Raw genomic sequence first — 18,797 nt, 5'->3', positions numbered from 1 at the left:
CACCCTGGCACGAAGTTCCAGAAACGACATGGATAATCCTCGACATTCGCTCGTCATGGTGTGGCAAGTAGACTATATTACGTCTCTTGAACCCTAGCATCGAGAGCGATCTTGCCCACAGGCCCCAATCAACACTATTTGCCCCGCTTCCTTCAGAAGCCTTTTGGCATTCGCCCGAAACGTAAGGAGATTTGGGTCTTCGCGCGTGGTTCTGCCCCTGAGCAGAAGCGGCTCAAAGAGGTGGGAGCTTCGGACTATTTCTATGCCGATCCCGTTGCTGACGGGGTGCGTACTCTCGATGACGAAATCACAGAAATCGAAACACCAGTTTCCCGAATGCTCTCTGACATGCGCGCTCAGACTATTGGCTCATCAATAGACTCAACGAATGCTGCTGAGATCGTAAACCACCTTGTGCCGCGTACTGCCCATGTCAGAGTGAGCATGGAGCGTGGTTTGCGAATGATGGCGGATGGCGTCCAAACCATTCTCAACGATGACGAGCGACTTCAATCGTTGATGGGACTGGACGAAGATGAACCAAATGAGGTGTTCCGAAAGAACCTTGCCGACAAGCTCAACGAGATCGAAGGTCTCGAAAATCTGGGTCTGCCCACCGAGCTGATCCGGCGCATTGCGTTTTTCATGGCGAAAGAGAACTTCACCACGTTGGTGGCCGATTTTCTCCCCATGATGCGCAGCACTTTTGCAACTTGGCTTCGGGCTTCGGGAGGCCTTGTTCGAGAAAGTCACAACAACGCACTCGCTCAGATTTCCAGCTCCAAACCCCGCCTCAAAATGTTTGAGGAGTTGAGTTGGAGCATTGTGGCCGCCCCGCAGCAAGGCGCGATCTTGCCTGACTGCGCAGCACTGGCAATTGATCGAGCGGGCCAGTCCACCCCCGCAATGTTTGCAGATTGGGATGAAGTCGTCGCCATTGTTCTACCGATTTCCCCCGAAAGATTCTTGGTTGGGACCGCTGCTGATTTTGATGTCGTGTCGTTGCCAGACTTCAATGAGGCGGCGGCGAGATGCAGCCATGATTTCTTTCTTGCCCCTACAACGAATGAGTATCTTGAGCAGTTGCAAGAGTACCTTGGCGAACGTTCGATGCAGCTCGTTGACGAGGCCGTTAGCGGCGCAATGGAACCTTATCTGGCGCTGGTTCCCAAACCGCGAGACGAGGATAAGCCACTCTTTCCGTCAGATATCATCAAGCAAAGCGAACAGGCATGGCAGTATGAGTTGTCCCTCATCGGCTGCGGTGACGCTGACAACGTGCAGGAGCTATCAAACGCAATCCAAGGGGTTGTTGCTTCCCTTGCGCAGGCCCTTCCGCTGCACCGTTTGGATGGCATTACTGTCGCGACGGATTATCGAGAGGCCGTTGCCACACTTGACCGAGGATATGAGGGAGCGTCGCCTGCGGACACCGCTCCCGAGGAAATTGGCCAAGGCATTGCCCGAACCGTGACAGTCAAAAGAGATGGCGTTTGGAAGCAGCGGGTTATCGTCGATGCCGGACCTGCATTTGCGTTGCTCTCAGATGAAAGCGGTGACGTCGAATGGGGGCTGTATATCCTTGTGAGGCAGCTCGCAGAAGTCGCGATATCCGAAATGATCGAGCGCCATCTGCCGGATGTTTGGATGAAACCGATCAGTGACCCGCTGCATGGCTTTTTGTACCCCAGCCTGCATCCAGCCATTTTCGGATATCTGGGGTCTCATATCAGCGCGGGCTTTGGCGACCCTCCACATCACACTGACGTCAAACGCGAGCTACTTGTCACCGCCTTGGGCGAAATGAGATCAGCAGGTTTGGCAGCAAGACTGGATTACCGTTACCACGGTGACATGGATCGCCTTCTTGGGGTCGTCATGCCGCGTGTTTCCTACGTGCTGCAATTTGCCGCCGATCTGCTCGGTCATTGCGCGGCGAGCGGCGCTGATCCCTTTGATGGAGATGGCGAACTGGTGGCTGCCCTCTCCGAAGCTGGCTTGCACAATTGGTTTCCGATCTATCGGGATCGGTTGGAGCGCCTGCGTATGCGTATGGGCCTATGGGAATCCTTCGATGAATTTCTGGCACTGAACGTCCATGTTGAACGGCTCATGTGGCAGTTGGGAATGCTGCCGTGGGAGGGTCCTGACGGGATGCGCATCGAGGTGCCCTTAGGAACAGACATTGAGGCACTCTTGGCTGCTGACGGCAGCACATAGCTACTTTCGAATTGAGCACCGTGTCATGGGAAGGGCCGCTTGTCGGCCCTTTTCTTTGTCTGCCCCGCGTCTGTGATCGTCCGATGATGATGACGGGAATGTTGGCAGGGCCGGTGCATCGTCAACGGCTTGCCCGATCCATTCGCTGCGCTCCCGTGTTGGCCGTTTCCCTTCAGTGACGCTGCCCCTTCGAACCCTGCCGTTTGCCTCCCCGTCCACCGGACGAACCCAAACGCTAAAGGAGGCAGACATGAAAACCGACTACGCAATCATTCACAAAAACTGGAACGGCATCGAAATCGAAATTCGCTGGATCGCCGATTACGTCTCATTCGATGATGGGCAATCAATGGCGCATCTTGAGGTCGAAAGCGTGAAGCCAGCACGCGCACCGCTCCCGATCACCGAAACCGGATATCGCTCGCACTTCATCAATCGCAGCAATGTCGATCACATGGGCGGCCCCGAGGCTTACGTCGAAGCATGGATCGATGAGATGTCCCGCACCCACGCATGGCACGAAACGGCCGTCGCAGCACGCCAACTCGCGCTCTTTTGAGCGCGAGTTTCGCATCGAGTCTTCGTATGGCCTTTCTGTGCTGATAGGCGCTGACATTCCCCACAGAGCGCGCTAGGAAGTTTTCCGAGGTCGGCGCAATCGACCACGAGATTAGACAAGTGACGTGCAAGTGAGGGGCGGCCAATCGAGATGCATTCGACTTCGAAGAGACTAAATGTTTTCCGGTCATGGAAGGCCGGAATTCCAAAGCCACCACCACCACCACCACCGGCACCGCCGCCTGTGGTTATCACTATGGCTTGCGATGTCGAAGAGCCATCTCCCATTCACGAGGATATCGTCAAACGAGTTTGTGCACGAAATTTTGTCGTTGATTTGTCCCCACCAAAAACCGATCTCCCGAAAGATTATAGAGTACTCTTGCGCGAAATTGGAGTTCCTCCTCAACATTTCCTATATCGATTTCTTTCAATGGGACCTCGCGATTTTATAATATATTTGACGGCAGCACTGGCAGCAACATTCTTATTCGCTTGGATATTCTCAGGGTGCGGTTATTGGTTCGGCGGTTGCAAAAGTATATATCTAGAAACAAAGACGCAAATTGGATCAACAATAAATTCCGCAGAGCAAGAATCTCCAAAAATTGACCAGATTCCAGATACAACGAAGCCATCTCGTATTGTAAGTCAACAAGATAAAATATCGGATGATGGCGTTTTCAATGTAGCGATTGTCGCTGCATACGGAACGATGTTGGCATTTATGTATGCTGTTTTTCAGTGGAGAATGGAAAATCGGCAGTCCTCCATGAATGAATTCTTTGATAGAAAAAGGGGGATCAATTTTCTTTTGATGGAGCAAAATGATCTTAGAGACTTATTAAAAGAAGCGGTTGATAGGCGCATCGTGGCCCTTTGGGAGCGGAGTTTGATAAACCCGGAGGCGGCTGAAATTAAAATCAATCAAATTCAGGACCGCACGTATTTAATAGATGTTGAACAGTTTACATTCGAGCAAAAAATGTTCGTATTTGTCGAAATAGATAATTTAGAATTTGCGATTGAAAAATACACTAGTGGATATCTCGATGATGGACAGATGTATAGGGCGTGCGAGATTTTCCAATCTAGGTGCTTTTCTCGTGGGTTTAGGTATCTTGCAGCCACACAGGGCTTAGTATACTATAAAACAACTCTCCAATCCGTTTTAGCGTGCTTGGTGCTAAGGGGGCATCAATACGAAGAGGAAGTAAATAAACAAAAATCTACTGAGGCAGGTAATACATGACTCGTTTGCTGAGCATGCGGGATTTTTCATTCAGCTACGATGCTGGATCGGCATCAGGTTGGATGCTGTCCATTCCTGATTTTTCCCTCAGTGATGGCGAAATCGCCGTCATCAGTGGCGACAACATGTCTGGCAAGAGCACCCTCCTAAGCGTGCTGGCGGGCTTACGGTCGATAGAGGATTGCGGTGGGCAAGTTGTCGGAAGTTTGGGCGCTGCGCTGACTCAAACTGATCTCGCGGCGATGTCTGTTATTCTGTCGGCAGACGACAAGATGTTTCCTGAGCTTTCTGTGCGAGAAAACATAGCGATATCCAATCGAAGCATTCCGTTCGCAGGACTGCAATCGTCCATGGACAAGGCTAAGGCGCTACTCGATAGGGCTGGCATTTTTGATGATGCAGTTCTTGCTAGACCCCTTGGATCGCTCTCTAGTGGAGGCCGAGCATTGGTAAAGCTGGCGCGAGCCTGTGTTGCCGATTGCCCAGTCATCATCGTGGATGAGATTTCGAGTTTCCTTGATGATGCGAGAGCCAAGTTTTTCCTCGATTCCTGCATCCGGCTAGTGCGAGATGGACATTGCTTGGTCATTGTCTCTCACAGCCAACGAGATCGCCAAATCTTGCTGAACGAGAAAGCATCGGCCAGCTTTCATATCTCTCGCACCGCGAACTCCTCGATACTGAGTAGAACTGAGGCATGACAGACTTTGGTCGCCCCTCGCTTGGTACCATAGCACTAACCATCTGGCTTCTGCTTTGTGTGGTCGTGCCGTTCGCCGGCGGTTCGCTCTCGATGTCACTTGCTCAGGTATGGCTGGCGAATGCACTTCCATATTTCATGCTTTCGCTCGCGGCAGCCGTCATCATTTCCTGCGGTCAGATCGACATCTCAACAGGGGGTATCGTGAGCCTTGCGGGGATGGTCATTGTTGCAAGCTTCAATGCATTTGGTGGCACAGCGTTGGGGGGAGTTGTAGCGCATGGTCTCGCTTTTTGCATCATCATTTTGATATATTTGATCTACGGCTATGCGGCGAAACGTGGTCTATCGACATTCATTGTGACTTTGAGCTTGTTGCTGGTTGTCAAAGGTTCATCGACGTTGCTGCAATCCTGCTTGCAAGGCGTAGGCGAGATTTGTCGATCAAGCAGGATCATGAGTGGCGGCAGTGCCATTTTGCCCGATTGGGCAGTTCTCGATTTTGTGGGCGATGCATGGTTTTCGATTCTTGCGTTCGGCTTGACTCTTGCAGGTTTCCTTGCGTGGCGACACCGAACCCGATGGGGGCTGGATCACATAGCCGTTGGAATGGACGTTGCGGCGTCTGAATTTTCGCGCATTCCTGTGAAGGCGATTTACACGCGCGCATTTCTAGTCGCAGGTGGGTTGGTCTTTCTCGCTACGTTTTTGCGACTGCATGGTCCGAACGATGGCGGGTGGTCCGCCAACACCGGATGGGGCGATGAACTTTTGGCAATCGCCATTGCGGTGATTGGCGGGACACGAATTAGCGGCGGGCGCTTCAATCCGATTGGAATCCTGGCTGCCTCATTGGCAGTCTATATCTCACGCGACATCATCACCAATGACCTTGGCATCCCGGCCGAAGTCGCGTCACTCGTTTTCGGTGCTCTGCTCTTTGTTATTGTGGCATTCGAGATGGGTGGCAGATCGTCAAGGGGGAGTGACGGTGCTTAACGAGATCGACCAGATCATCCGAGAATGTTCTTCTTACACGATGATTCAAGCCGAGCGCTTTGCCGAGAACATTCGCTACCTCGTCGATATCCAAGGCAACCATTCTTTTCCAGAAGGCAGCATCGTAGAGTGCGGCGTCTGGAAAGGAGGCATGGCATTGGCGATGATGCGCATCTTTGGTGCCGCGCGTAACTATTCATTCTTTGACTCGTTTGATGGAATGCCTTCCCCAACCCAACGAGACGGCAACGACGCGCGTTATTGGGCCTCGCATCCTGGGCACCCGCGCTATTTTGACAATTGCCGCGCGAACCTCTCGGATTTCCAAAGCGTCCTGCAAAAGCTCCGGCCAGGGCATCTGCAATTTCAGATCAACAAGGGTTGGTTTGCTGAAAGCCTCGCTCGTTTGGATGCGGGGCCAGTCGCATTTGCCCACCTCGATTGCGATTGGTATGATTCGACCTACACCTGCCTAGAGCGCCTGTGGCCGCAGATGGCAGTTGGCGGGGTCATTTTGATTGACGACTATTACGATTGGGAGGGCTGCCGACGGGCAGTCCATGACTTTTTGTCTCGCCACGAAGCGCGCGAGCCGATAAGATCGGTTGGTAAATTTGGCGGCATTTCAATCACTCGGCTTGGCGATTGGACGCTCGCTGAGTCACCACACCTGCGATAGAAACGGACGGAACAGCATGGCCCTCATTCGGAAACATCCTTGGATATCAGCAGCAATTGTCGTGCTGGCGCTGGTCGTACTCGCGAATGTTTTCATTTCGCGTTCGACCACTGACAAAAAGCAAATCTATGTGTTTCTTCCATCGGTTGAAAACCCGTTTTGGCTTGATGTTCGCGAAGGTGTTGAGCGGGAAGCCAAAACGCTTGGCCCTGAGTATGACGTTAGAATCGTAACGACCGCCAGCACCGACGGTTCCGATCAGATCGATCAAATGTCCACGGCGATTGCCAGAGGGCAAGTCGATGGTGTCGTTCTTGCTCCGACGAACGATCGCGCACCAGCACCACTCGTTGCTCAGCTCAATCGCAACGAAACGCCGGTCGTCCTGATAGACACTGATTTGAATGCCGAAGCCAAGAAGCAGGTAAATGCACAGTGGGATGCCTTCATTGGCTCTGACAACAGGCTAGGCGGGCAAATGGCTGCCAAAACGATTATCGACTCTTTGGCCGCAGCCAGCGGACCAAAATCCGTTCTCTTGCTCAAGGGTAGCTATGTCCATCAAAGCGCGATTGACCGCGCAGAAGGCTTTATCGGTGCAGCGAAGCCCGTTCTTAGAATTGTTGAACGCAGCGGAGAGTGGAGCAAGCAGACTGCAAATGAGATCACCGCCAGTCAGTTTTCGCGTGAACCCCTCTCGGCGATTTTCGCGAGCAATGACGAGATGGCATTGGGGGCAGTCGCCGCACTCCGGAAGTTGAATGTGCCGCAGGGCAGGTGGCCAATCATCATTGGCTTTGACGCTACCGCCGATGCACAAACCGCCATTCGTGATGGATATATGTTTGCTTCGATTCGACAGCAGGCAGAGGAAATGGGAGCAAACGGTTTGCGCAAGTTAATTGCATTGATCGAGGGGCGAGCTTCGAGCGATCCAAAAACGAAGACTCTGGTTAAGGTGGACGTTGTCACAAAATCGAATCTGCCCAAGTCACGCTGACATTGAGTCTGTGAGGTTTCTCCTCTAGGGCGCATCGCATGAAATTTGATATTCCAGAGAATTTGCGACGTGAGTTCCGCCGGTCGGAGCTTGCTAAGTATGATCGTGCCTATTTTTTCGAAGAATATTGGAAGGAAGATTTCCTTGGGATCTTAGGAAACCGCGGACTTTCCTATGATGATCCCAATCACTCCGAACGTTTTCGTATAATCGCGAGCGCACTTTGCGGACTGTCTGATTTTTCAGCAGTGCTAGATGCGGGATGTGGACTTGGGGATTTGTTGATAGCCTTGGAGATTGCGTCTTCTTCACGACTCGTAGGGATTGATGCATCGCCTGACGCAATCGAAATTGGAGCACAACATCTTAAGTCAGATAGCAGAGTAGAGCTAACTCAGGCTGAACTGATCGACCTTCCTTTTGGCGATCAGGAATTTGATCTTGTTGTCTGTTTGGATGTTCTGGAACATATTCCCGTTTTTGACGTCATTGATGCTTTGCAACAGATTTTTCGAGTTTCACGCGACTCTGTGATTTTGTCGATCAACTCAGATAATCCATACAGATATCATCCGACGATCTTGTCCACCGAGACTTGGCGAACGATCTTAGGATCGATTGATGGTTGGTCTCGAAATTACTCCTTCGAGGAGGCTCTGGCTGATTCGGTGAGTAGCTCTCGCCCTGAGTATGATTTTTATTGTTACTCCAAGCTTTGATGCCGCCTTTGCACGATCATAACGCAGATGCGTGAGTGCGCGTCACCGGATTGATGCCGATCATGGCGCGCGCAGTTTGATGCGTCAGATCATGCTCTCCTAAAATTGCCACCGAGCAGCGGACATTCCCAACGGCATTCATTCATGGGTTTTTGACCAGCCGCGTCTCGGATCAAGGCCGCTCGCTTCCGCACTTCGTTTGTGCAGCTCCGCGCGCGTGTTCGCTACGCTCAGCCTTTGATCCTCACCTACATCGTCAGGTCACGAGTCTCCCCATGAAGCCGAGGGAATTGTCCTTCGGTGGAAACCAAGGAGAACTGAAATGTCTGACACAAACTCAAACCGCCCGAGCCACCGCTTGTTCAATGTAACCGGTGACGGCGACAACGCCCGCTGGACTGACATCGGCGTCGCATGGGCAACCAAGGACGGCAAAGGTTTCACGCTCGCACTCAATGCGATCCCTGTGAATGGCCGAATCGTCATGCGGATCAACGAGGAAAAGCCAGCAAAGAAGGGGAGCTAACGCTCCCCTTCGGGGCTTGTGGCCAGCGTCGCTATGGCGCTGGACCACGGCGGCCAAGTTCTTGAGCGATAATCGCGAGAAGCGATTGCGCCGATGCGATTGCCGCGTTGCTCGCTGTGACGGCTTTGCTTGCCTGTTGAAATAAGGCAGCAAGCTGCGATGCTGATTTGGTCGCAAGATCGTTGCGGTTTAGATTGAAGTTCATGGTTTCCTCCATTGTCTTGCGCCGCCCACCATGGGCCGCGTTGGAGGACTGGAATCCGTGTATGAATGAAGGTGCATCACTTGTGATCAGAACAGCGTGGAGAAGGCCAGTTGCGATGTGTCGCAACGCCTTGCACCCAGATCATTCAATCACGGATAGGTTCGATCAATCAGCGGATCATGTGAGCGGAGGAAGTGTGGAGAGATGTGAACGATATACAACACCGCGATATGCAGCTTATCCGTTCAGCTTCGCTTCGAGTGCTGCAATCGCTGCCATCAGTTCATCGAATGACGGCGGCGTGACCATGAACATTTCTGCCATCGCAGCATAATCTTCCGCAAGGCGCGCGCGCAGATCATTGTTCGGGACAAGGCGCAGTGAGCCAATCACCGCCGTGCCGTAGGATGCTTTGTTATCCGCAAACATCAGGCTCTTGTTGAGTACAACCCGAGCGAGCAGATCAGGCGATTTCATCGCCGCATCGTCGATGCCTTTGGCGGCCAGCATCATCGTGTCGTAATAGTGCCGCGACATTTCAGGCAAGAGTTTCGTGCCGTGGTGAAGCGCGTGCAGGATTGTGACCTTCTCCCAGAAAGTGCGCTCAACGGATAATGTCGAAACGCGCACATCCGCATCTGGCAATTCGTCAGGGAAGGCTTGCGCGAGATAAGGCGTGATCGTTCTGATTTCGACAGGTTCAGATTCGCCGCGCGCGCCAAATTCAAGTTTGATGCGAGGCTTGATGTAACCATCTTCGCCTTCGCCGAAATTGCCGACGCCATAGCGCCCAGCCCCGAAGCCACCGCCGTAATTCAAAAGCCTTGGATATTGGAACAGGATCGTCTGGGTATCGCGATCATCGGGATCGAGAATGACATCCCACCCTTTTTCCGTGCCGAGCGCGTTTGCGATTGCCGCTCGTATAGTGGGAAGCGCGATGGTTTCGACATAGGATTGTGCCGCCGCTTTGAGCGCCTTTGTGCGACGCTCGCGTTCCTTGCCGCTTATCCCATCTTCCATTGGCAGCAGTGTCTCGACAATCATCGGTGCATCGCGTCCGATGGTCAGATCAATATCCTCCGAAAATCGCTCGATGATGCCATAGGCTTTGGAAAGCGAGGTTCCGCCTTTGAATGTCAGATTCTCGCCGAGAATTGGTGTTTCCATCAAGCGGCGCAACGTCCAGCAGACCCAGAGATCCTTTTCGATGATGATCGGCGTCACATCGCGCCGGGCCGCCGCTTCATTTATGAAAGCGAGGCGATCATCGTTTGCTCGTAGTGCAAACTTATCCATGTTTGACCATGCCGATCTTGAGCACCGCATCGCTCATCCAACCTGGCATGAGCGGCTGCGCTTTTCGGAGAGCTTTCAAATCACGATCATCAAGCTGCATTGCGAGGCGATGAAGCAGATCAGCATCAATGTTCGCCTTGCCGATATGCGCGAGCATTTGCAGAACGGCATTCACATCTGCCGATGCATCATCCAATATCGGCGCGCGTGATCGCTTGAGCGCAATCGTGCGACCGGCGACTGTCTTGATGCGCGACGTTCCATCCGTGACATAGCTTGCTTTGGCGGGAACCTGTGTCGAGATACCAAGGCGGTTGGCTGATTGCGCGCCCGAGGCAAACACTTTGTCGCCGCTTTGCGTTGCGACCGCCTGCACGATGGTATCGGTGTCAGGCGTGAGCGCACCCAGCTTGGTGTGCAGCTTGGGATAGTCATAGAGGCCGCGACCGATACGGCGAATGACGCCCGATTGCACAAGGCGGGTGAGAGCCATATCTACCGATGCGCGCGTGCCGAGGTCGAGAAAATCCTTGGGCGTAAAGGCCCAGCCTCGCCCTTTCCCGCGCACTCGTTTGATGATTTTGCCGGCTACCGCAGACATTTTTCGACTCCTTATCGTTAGATAATAGCATACAATTATCTAACAAGCAATTACGCTATAAATTCCATAAAATGACGTATTTCTAGGGATATTGCTGAATCACATGAACCTACGTGCCTATGGCACTATATAGTGAAACTATCCCAGCTCCAACCCACGATCACGCTTGGGTTTGAGGGTTGCCCCACCGCGCGCTCGATCCGTGTCGCGCTCCCCTCCGCGCATACGGCGGAAGGTGGCAGCATCGCGATAGAGACCGAGGACGCGTTCAGCTTCCTTGCGGCGGTTCTCCTTGATCAATTCTTGAAGGGCTTGGCGATCCTTGTGCTGCGCATGGATCAGAGCGTGCCGCTCATGGCTGTCGCGCTCGCGCGCAAATTTGGATTCCATCTCATTCTGCTTGCGCGTTTTGAAATATTTCCCCGTCAGGAAATCCCACGCACCGGCAATGCCCTTGCGCAGACGTGATGAGCGAATGCGTTGCTCTTCGTTCCAGCGGGTTTCGAGTTTGGTATCGAAGGCTTGGCGTTCAGCTTGATGCTGAACCTTGAGCGCTTCGCGCTTCGCTATCAGTGGTAGCATATTGTGGTGGGCGATACGTTTGGCTTCCGCAATGTAGCGAGAGAGGCGCGGGGCGACTTGCTCAGCAATTTTTTGTCTGGTGTCGCTGACCGATGGAAGGGCAGCAGGATCACCGAGGCGCGAGATGATATCGCGTTTCCGGTCAGGCAAAATGCGCGTGATTGAATGGACATCGCCGTCAATGGTGACGGCGACGAAGCTGCGTTGATCACCGCGCGCAAGAAAGAGGCCGCGCTCTTCGAGCGCCGCCGCGAAACTTTTGGCATTGTCCGCTTGCTGCCAGCAATCGAGAATTGCTGATTTCAATTCGCGCGGATCGACGCCCGCGCGTTTGGCTTGCTGCCATTCGTCCAATGAGAAATTGCGCGCATCGCGCAGGCGCGGATTGGCGAAGCCCTTCGGCATCGCCCAGCCATTTTCGAGATAGATGTCCTTCGCGAGGGCTTGCAGCTTGTTCTTGAAGAACGGCATATCAATCGCCGTCATGGTCTCTGCGTTGATGCGCGACCAGACGGCGTGACAATGGCGACGGCCTTCCTTTTCGTGGAAGACAATCACACGCGGCTGACCGGTGAGACCGAGCCGCTCTTCGATATCCGAAATGGCCTTCTCGAACGTCTCGACGCGCACGGACTCGTGCGCGGGCGGACTGAGCGACATTGAAAACAGATAGCGTTGGCACTTCGTACCGCGCGCCGCCGCATAGGCCTCATTCATCGCGCCCATCACCTTGTCGGAGATAAACCCCGACACTTCATGAATCTCGACATGCTCATTCTCTTCGGCTTTCAGCAAATGCGCTCCGAGTTGACGACCACCGCTGCGCTTGGAGGCTTTGAAGATCATAGCCGCGCATCCAGATCGAGAGCTTCGATCAAAAGTTGCCGCATTCGTGTGACTTCATGAACTGCGGTGAGCAGCGCTTCCTCTGTCTCAGGTGTGACAGGAAGGCTGCCCGTGTTTGCGGCCTTGGCGAGTTGGTTCACATTGTTCGCCAATCGCGATTGACCGAGCATCGCCAAGAGCTGCGCAAGCGCGCGATGATCCTTCACCGGAAACTTGCCCCGACGACGCGGAGCAATCCAATCAGGATCAAGCAGGCGTGAACGGATATAGCCGCCGAGTGACATACCGGCGGCATCGCTTTCAATCTTTGCGCGTTCTTCGAACGTCAATCGCAACGAGAAGGGAGGTGGACGGCGATCAACCATGACCGACCTCCAAAGCTTCATCGTCTCTCACTCTGACCTTTGGGCTGCGATCCGTTGGACGCGGCGGACGCCGCACCGATAGATCGACATCGATGATGTTGTCAGAAAGGGATTCTACAGATTGAGATTTAGGCGATTTGACCTTGACGGAAGGCGCATTGCCATTGGCCGGTGGGGTATCAGAAGCGATTGACGTATGGCTAAGAGCGTGGTTCCACTCCGCTAACACCTTGAAGAGAAGTTTCGAACTTTCTCCTCCAAGGTGCGCCATCTCCAAAATATCGTCCGTCCAGACCAGCTTGCTGCAGCGAAATCGGGCTGATCAGATGTTCTCGGTCGTCGGCCTAACCGGTCTCAACTGCCAGTGAACTTTGCCGGACGCTTTTCCATGAAGCTGGCAATACCTTCCTTGAAATCGGAACTCTGAAACAAAGGCAGCAACTGGAGATAGACATGTTGCACATGGGTGTCGAAAGTTTCGTCCATTCCCATCCGCATCAGCCGCTTTGCACCCTGCACCGCCAAAGGCGCGTTATTGGCAATTTCTAGCGCCAGCTCCCGTGCACGCGACGCAACCTGCTCGCCCGGCACAACTTCATTGGCCAGCCCTTCCTTCAGGCAATCATCGGCCGAAAGCGTGCGTCCGGTGAAGATGATCTCTGCCGCCTTCGCCCAGCCGAGCATACGCGGCAGGAACCAGGTGCCGCCCGATTCGGGCAGCACACCCCTTTTTACAAAAGCAGCCGCCAGTTTGGCATCCGACGCCATCACGCGGATGTCACAGCCCAGCGCGAGATCCATGCCATAGCCGGCGGCAGATCCATTGAGCGCCGCGATAACCGGTTTGTCCAGCGCGTGCAGGACAGTAGGCGGAGTATTCCGAAGGTCGATCGTTGCGTTGAAAGTGGCCGAAGACGAGCCAATACCCTCTCCTTTTTGCGCCTGACCCAAATCCAGCCCGGCGCAGAAGGCGCGACCGGTTCCAGTCAAGACGATCACGCGTACTTCGCCGTCTTCGCCAGCCTTCACCAAAAGACGGGTCAGCTCATCAAGCATCGGGCCGGAGATGGTGTTCATGCGCTCGGGCCGATTCAACGTCAGCGTCGCAACGCCATCCGATACTTCGTAACTGACATCTGCACTCATTATGCACTCCCGTATATCGGGCTCTTCCAGGCGGTTGAAGGCCCTAATTGGCCCATTCGCTCGGTCGTTGCGTAGCGAAACACCCTGCGGATGCAATAACATCATGCAATTCGGTAGTTGGTGGTGTTCTACAGTGAACAGGAAGCTGTGAGTTGAAATTTGTCAGCCTAGCATCGAGCTTCGACCAGCGCGTTTCGTTCGCGAAGATGCCCTTCGCTTGAATCAACAGGTTCAAGCCGCGGTTCTGCGCTGCTTTTCCAGCTTCTTGAGCACCATCTGGCGTTTCAAGCGCGACAGGTGATCGATGAAGAGAATGCCTTCGAGATGATCCATCTCGTGTTGCAGGCAGGTGGCCATCAACCCTTCCATCTCTTCTTCATGCACCTTGCCATCCAGATCTTGCCAGCGGGCACGGATGGAGGCAGGACGTTCGACCTCGGCATATTGGTCGGGAACCGAAAGGCAGCCCTCTGTGTAAACCGAATAGTCTTCGGACGGATCGAGGATTTCGGGATTGATGAAGATTCGCGGGTTGCGCACGACTTCATGGTCGTGGTTGCAATGCTCGCCATGCTCATGGTCATGCTCGGCGGGTTCCTGAAGGTCGATAACCAAAATGCGCTTGGGCACGCCCACCTGGATCGCGGCCAGCCCGATACCTGGCGCGTCGTACATCGTGTCGAACATATCCTCGACAAGCTTTTTCAACCCATCGTCAAATTCGGTGACGGGGGTCGAGATGATTTTGAGCCGCGGATCGGGCACTTCGAGGATAGGGAGTATGGCCATGGCGCTAAAATAGGGACTGGGCGGGCCAGCGTCAACCGACCGGACGCCGCGCGCGCAACGCCTGCGCCAATGTGCCTTCATCGAGATAGTCGAGTTCGCCACCAACGGGCACGCCATGTGCGAGTTGCGTCAAGCGGATGGGATAGCTTTCCAGCCGCTCGGCAAGATAATGTGCCGTGGTCTGGCCTTCGAGCGTCGCGTTCATCGCGAGCACCACTTCGTCAATGCCGCCTTCCGCAACGCGAGCGACCAGGCCGTCGATATTGAGATCCTCGGGCCGCACGCCATCGAGCGCCGATAGCCGCCCGCCAAGCACATGATATTTTCCCGGAAATAGGCGCGACCGATCGAGCGCCCACAGGTCCGACACATCTTCGACCACGCACAGCGCGCGGGTATCGCGGCGCGCATCGGCGCAGACGCCGCACGGATCGCTGGTGTCGAGATTGCCGCAGGTTGCACAGGTCTTGAGCCGTTCCTCGACCATTTCGAGCGCACGCAGCAATGGTTGCAACACCGTCTCGCGCTTTTTCATCAAATGCAGCACGACGCGGCGGGCCGAGCGCGGGCCGAGGCCGGGAAGCCGCGACAATGCCTGTGCCAATGCGTCTATTTCTTGCGATGCCATAGGATGGGCCTTATCGGCATCCTCCACAAGTTTGAAGAATAAACCGCAGGCCTGAGCCTGTCGAAGGCCGGTTCACGGTTTGCGCTATCCTTTAAGGCGCCCTTCGACAGGCTCAGGGCTACGGTATGAGCTGGAACCAAAATGCGCCTGATATTCATGGGAACCCCGGATTTTGCCGTACCGACGCTGAACGCGCTGGTCGAAGCGGGGCATGATGTGGTGGCGGTCTATTCGCAGCCACCGCGCCCCGCCAATCGCGGAAAGAAGCTGACACCCTCCGCAGTGCATGCGCGCGCAGAGGAAATAGGGCTGGAGGTGCGCACGCCGGTCTCGCTGAAAGGCGCCGACGAACAGGCCGCTTTTGCAGCACTCAATGCTGAAGCCGCCATTGTGGCCGCTTATGGCCTTCTTCTTCCCCAGCCTATCCTCGACGCGCCCAAATATGGCTGCCTCAATGTTCATGGTTCACTCCTCCCCTGCTGGCGCGGTGCAGCACCCGTGCAGCGGGCAATCTTGGCGGGGGATGCCGAAACGGGAGTCATGGTGATGCAGATGGAGGCCGGGCTCGATACCGGGCCGGTGCGCGCGACGGCGCGGACGCCGATCGACCGCAAAACGGCTGGCGAACTGACTCGAGAACTGGCGCGACTGGGTGCCGGACTGATGGTCGAGGTCCTTGCAGACATCGACAGCCATCCTGCGATTGCACAGCCTGAAGGCGGCGTGACCTATGCCCGGAAGATCGACAAGAGCGAAGCCAGACTGGATTTCAGCCAGAGCGCGGATGCGTTGGAACGACAGATCCGTGCATTCAACCCTGTGCCGGGGGCGTTCATTGAGTTTGAGGGCAAGCGATATCGGATTTTGGCGGCGGATATTGTGGAAGCAGGTGGAGTAAATGGAACCGTCGTCGACGACCAGCTTACCATCGCCTGCGCAACCGGAGCCATTCGCCCGAATCTCATACAGCGAGCGGGTAAGCCCGTCATGCCGCTTGCGGATTTCCTCCGCGGCAATGCTATTCCGGTCGACACCATCCTCACATGACCCGCTTCGCCTTCACCGCCGAATTTGATGGCACGCCCTACATGGGCTGGCAGCGGCAGGGGCATGGCCCATCGGTGCAGCAGTCGATCGAGAAGGCTATTGCGCGCGTCACCGGAGAGGAAGCCGCAGTGCACGCCGCAGGCCGCACCGATGCCGGGGTCCATGCCTTGGGCATGCGCGCGCATAGCGATATCGAAAAAGCCATCGAACCCTTCCGCCTGATGGAAGCAGTGAACGCGCAATTGCGACCCGAGCCGATAGCCATTCTTGACTGCGAAGTGGTTGCCGACGACTGGCACGCGCGTTTTTCATGCATCGGCCGCGAATATGTCTATCGCATCGCCAACCGCCGCGCGCCGCTGGCCCTCGAATCGCACAGGGCGTGGAAGATACCGCAGCCACTGGATGCAGAGGCGATGCACACAGCAGCCCAGCGGCTGGTCGGCCTGCATGATTTCACCACCTTCCGCTCGGCACATTGCCAGTCCGAAAGCCCGGTCAAAACTCTCGACCGGCTCGATGTGCGGCGCGAAGGCGAACATGTTCTGATCGAGGCTGCAGCGCGCAGCTTCTTGCACCATCAGGTGCGCTCGATGGTCGGCTGCCTAGCCTTTGTCGGCATGGGACGGTGGAGCGCGGACGATCTGCAAAGGGCATTGGAAGCCAAAGATCGCGCTGCGCTCGCGTTCAATGCGCCGCCCGATGGATTGTATTTTGTGAGGGCGGTTTATCCCTAGCCGAAAATCCGGCTGATCGATTTCTCAAGCATCAACAATTGCCACAACAATCGGCTGTGATCCGAACGACCGCCAATATGCTCCTCGGCAATCCGGGCGATTTCCGCGCTGTCAAACCAGCCTGTGCGCGCAAGCGTAGTTTTCGATGCAATCCCCCGCGCCGTTTCGGCCAGTGGCCCGCGAAACCATTGCGCAATCGGCGTCACAAAACCCATTTTGGGCCGGTAGAGGATGTCTTCAGGTAGATAGCGTTCCATCGTCCGCTTCATAAGCCATTTGCCCTGCCCGCGCCGCACGCGCATATTCTCGGGCAGGCTCGCCGCAAATTCGAGCAAGCGGTGGTCCAACAGCGGCTCACGCGCCTCCAGCCCCACCGCCATGCTGGTGCGATCTACCTTGGTCAGGATATCACCCGGCAGCCAAAGCTTCATATCGGCATATTGCGCTTGATCGAGACCGCTGCGCGCCGGGGCATTTTTCATCAACCGATGCATATGATATTCGGCGCGATAGCCGCGCAGCAACTGATGGGTGCGATGCGAATAAAGCCGGTCGCGGAGATGCGGCGGAGTGACACCAACCGCCTCGGCATAGCCCTCGGCCCCGGTGCGCGCGAGCGACAGCAGGGTCGTCTTGGCGCGCAACGGACGTGGCGCCCAATCGGCCTTGGGATAAAGTGCTCCAAGCGTCCCGAACAAGGAACCGCGCACCGATTGCGGCAACAGGCTGCGCATCCGTTCTTCGCCGTGGTGGAAGACGTGGCGGCGATATCCGGCCAGCGCCTCGTCCGCGCCGTCACCCGACAGCGCCACCGTCACATGCTCGCGCGCCATTTCGCAGACGCGGTAAGTGGGCAGCGCCGAGGCATCGGCAAAGGGCTCGTCGAAATGGAAAGCGAGCGTATCAATCAAGCCGAAATCGTCGGCGGCGACGGTCTTGCTATGATGGTCGGTCAGGAACCGCTTGGCGATGCGGCTGGCATATTCGCTCTCATCCAGCTCACTGACATCGAAGCCTATCGAGCATGTTTTGACCGGCATCCGCGACGCCTCCGCCATCAACGCCACGACGCTGCTGCTATCGACGCCGCCCGACAGGAACGCCCCTAAAGGCACATCGGCGACCATGCGGCTGAGCACCGCCTGCCGCATCAGCCGGAGCAACTCTTCCTGCAATTCAGCTTCGCTGCCGCGAATACGGTTTGAAAAATCAAGGTCCCAATATTGGGTCGGCGCAGGCTCGGGCTTGCCTTGGGTCAGCAGCCAATAATGGCCGGCTGCTAGCTTCTGTACACCGGCCACGATGCAGCCATGATCGGGGACATAGCCGAAGGCCAGAAAGTCATCGACCATCGCCAGATCGGGCTCCCGCCGTAGCGCGGGATGTTCGAGCAGCGCCTTGAGTTCTGAGCCGAAGATGATGCTGCCGTCGGCCAAACGCGCATGGTACAGCGGTTTCACCCCTAGCCGGTCGCGCGCCAGTAGCAACTGCCGGGTGGCCTGATCATAAAGTGCGAACACGAACATGCCGTGCAGCCGTTCGACACACTGCGGGCCCCATGCGCGATAGGCCTCCAATATGACTTCGCTATCGCTGTGCGTGCGGAATTGGTGGCCGAGCGCCTCCAGTTCCTTACGCAATTCTTGGAAATTGTAGATTTCGCCGTTGAAGGAGAGCGCATAACCCGCATCCTCGGTCAGCATCGGCTGCGCGCCACCGCCCAGATCGATGATCGACAGGCGGCGATGCCCCAATCCTATTCCGGGCGCTGTCCACACACCCGACCCGTCAGGCCCGCGATGCGCAATCGCATCGGTCATCCGCCTGAGGCGTTCGGGGTCGACCGGCTTAGAGCTCTCGACATGGAAGATACCGGCGATGCCGCACATGATGCCAGCG

Annotated in this window: 20 protein-coding genes; 11 read left to right on the top strand and 9 right to left on the bottom strand. The window is 55.5% G+C overall.

What is annotated here, in order from left to right; translation table 11 throughout:
* The first annotated feature begins 138 nt into the window (after positions 1-138).
* The 9 genes from ABL922_RS03550 to ABL922_RS03510 all read left to right on the top strand — a co-directional run bounded on the left by ABL922_RS03550 (position 139) and on the right by ABL922_RS03510 (position 8,653).
* On the top strand, positions 139-2,220 hold the full coding sequence (locus tag ABL922_RS03550) for a hypothetical protein (protein ID WP_349022824.1): 2,082 nt from the start codon (positions 139-141) through the stop codon (positions 2,218-2,220).
* A 250-nt stretch (positions 2,221-2,470) separates the two neighbouring features.
* Positions 2,471-2,779 carry a hypothetical protein gene (locus ABL922_RS03545; RefSeq protein WP_349022823.1) on the top strand — a complete coding sequence of 103 codons (309 nt, stop codon included), beginning with the start codon at positions 2,471-2,473 and terminating at the stop codon, positions 2,777-2,779.
* Positions 2,780-3,238: 459 nt separating this feature from the next.
* Positions 3,239-4,030 (top strand): hypothetical protein, encoded by a 792-nt coding sequence (locus tag ABL922_RS03540; RefSeq protein ID WP_349022822.1) that lies wholly within the window; start codon positions 3,239-3,241, stop codon positions 4,028-4,030.
* Positions 4,027-4,731, top strand: a complete 705-nt coding sequence (locus ABL922_RS03535) for an ATP-binding cassette domain-containing protein (protein ID WP_349022821.1) — start codon at positions 4,027-4,029, stop codon at positions 4,729-4,731. Before ABL922_RS03540 ends, ABL922_RS03535 begins: the two co-directional genes overlap by 4 nt.
* Entirely contained in the window at positions 4,728-5,729 is a 1,002-nt protein-coding gene (locus ABL922_RS03530) for a hypothetical protein (RefSeq protein WP_349022820.1), read from the top strand. The genes ABL922_RS03535 and ABL922_RS03530 overlap by 4 nt, the downstream gene beginning before the upstream one ends.
* A complete protein-coding gene (locus tag ABL922_RS03525) occupies positions 5,722-6,408 on the top strand; it encodes a TylF/MycF/NovP-related O-methyltransferase (protein WP_349022819.1) in 687 nt (228 codons plus the stop codon). Before ABL922_RS03530 ends, ABL922_RS03525 begins: the two co-directional genes overlap by 8 nt.
* 16 nt (positions 6,409-6,424) lie before the next feature.
* On the top strand, positions 6,425-7,408 hold the full coding sequence (locus ABL922_RS03520) for a sugar ABC transporter substrate-binding protein (RefSeq protein ID WP_349022818.1): 984 nt from the start codon (positions 6,425-6,427) through the stop codon (positions 7,406-7,408).
* 38 nt (positions 7,409-7,446) lie between these two features.
* Entirely contained in the window at positions 7,447-8,127 is a 681-nt protein-coding gene (locus tag ABL922_RS03515; protein ID WP_349022817.1) for a class I SAM-dependent methyltransferase, read from the top strand.
* A gap of 322 nt (positions 8,128-8,449) precedes the next feature.
* Complete coding sequence (locus ABL922_RS03510; RefSeq protein WP_349022816.1) at positions 8,450-8,653, top strand: hypothetical protein; 204 nt, start codon at positions 8,450-8,452, stop codon at positions 8,651-8,653.
* A 31-nt stretch (positions 8,654-8,684) separates the two neighbouring features.
* Here the strand turns inward: ABL922_RS03510 and ABL922_RS03505 are convergent, their stop codons facing one another.
* From ABL922_RS03505 to recR, 8 genes are all read right to left on the bottom strand, one after another.
* On the bottom strand, positions 8,685-8,858 hold the full coding sequence (locus tag ABL922_RS03505) for a hypothetical protein (protein WP_349022815.1): 174 nt from the start codon (positions 8,856-8,858) through the stop codon (positions 8,685-8,687).
* Between the two features lie 237 nt (positions 8,859-9,095).
* A complete protein-coding gene (locus ABL922_RS03500) occupies positions 9,096-10,157 on the bottom strand; it encodes a nucleotidyl transferase AbiEii/AbiGii toxin family protein (RefSeq protein ID WP_349022814.1) in 1,062 nt (353 codons plus the stop codon).
* Entirely contained in the window at positions 10,150-10,758 is a 609-nt protein-coding gene (locus tag ABL922_RS03495; RefSeq protein WP_349022813.1) for a DUF6088 family protein, read from the bottom strand. Before ABL922_RS03495 ends, ABL922_RS03500 begins: the two co-directional genes overlap by 8 nt.
* A 138-nt stretch (positions 10,759-10,896) precedes the next feature.
* Positions 10,897-12,186, bottom strand: a complete 1,290-nt coding sequence (locus ABL922_RS03490) for a relaxase/mobilization nuclease domain-containing protein (RefSeq protein ID WP_349022812.1) — start codon at positions 12,184-12,186, stop codon at positions 10,897-10,899.
* Positions 12,183-12,551, bottom strand: coding sequence for a plasmid mobilization relaxosome protein MobC (mobC, locus tag ABL922_RS03485; RefSeq protein WP_349022811.1), 369 nt, complete (start codon positions 12,549-12,551; stop codon positions 12,183-12,185). Before mobC ends, ABL922_RS03490 begins: the two co-directional genes overlap by 4 nt.
* Positions 12,552-12,905: 354 nt before the next feature.
* Positions 12,906-13,697, bottom strand: a complete 792-nt coding sequence (locus ABL922_RS03480) for an enoyl-CoA hydratase-related protein (protein ID WP_349022810.1) — start codon at positions 13,695-13,697, stop codon at positions 12,906-12,908.
* A gap of 231 nt (positions 13,698-13,928) precedes the next feature.
* Entirely contained in the window at positions 13,929-14,486 is a 558-nt protein-coding gene (gene def, locus ABL922_RS03475; RefSeq protein ID WP_349022809.1) for a peptide deformylase, read from the bottom strand.
* Positions 14,487-14,517: 31 nt separating this feature from the next.
* Complete coding sequence (recR, locus tag ABL922_RS03470; protein ID WP_349022808.1) at positions 14,518-15,114, bottom strand: recombination mediator RecR; 597 nt, start codon at positions 15,112-15,114, stop codon at positions 14,518-14,520.
* Between the two features lie 141 nt (positions 15,115-15,255).
* Between recR and fmt the strand changes: the two genes are divergently transcribed.
* Together fmt and truA are read left to right on the top strand one after the other, a co-directional pair.
* A complete protein-coding gene (gene fmt / locus ABL922_RS03465) occupies positions 15,256-16,161 on the top strand; it encodes a methionyl-tRNA formyltransferase (protein ID WP_349022807.1) in 906 nt (301 codons plus the stop codon).
* On the top strand, positions 16,158-16,898 hold the full coding sequence (gene truA, locus ABL922_RS03460) for a tRNA pseudouridine(38-40) synthase TruA (RefSeq protein ID WP_349022806.1): 741 nt from the start codon (positions 16,158-16,160) through the stop codon (positions 16,896-16,898). The genes fmt and truA overlap by 4 nt, the downstream gene beginning before the upstream one ends.
* On the opposite strand, the gene ABL922_RS03455 is transcribed toward truA, so the two are convergent.
* Positions 16,895-18,787 (bottom strand): XrtA/PEP-CTERM system amidotransferase, encoded by a 1,893-nt coding sequence (locus tag ABL922_RS03455; protein ID WP_349022805.1) that lies wholly within the window; start codon positions 18,785-18,787, stop codon positions 16,895-16,897. The genes truA and ABL922_RS03455 overlap by 4 nt on opposite strands.
* Between the last annotated feature and the right edge of the window lie 10 nt (positions 18,788-18,797).

The organism is Sphingorhabdus sp. (genome assembly GCF_040079335.1).
In the GTDB taxonomy this organism is placed as follows: domain Bacteria; phylum Pseudomonadota; class Alphaproteobacteria; order Sphingomonadales; family Sphingomonadaceae; genus Sphingorhabdus_B.
The sequence above is the reverse complement of the archived record's forward strand: the minus strand, read 5'-3'. Positions and strand labels throughout refer to the sequence as shown.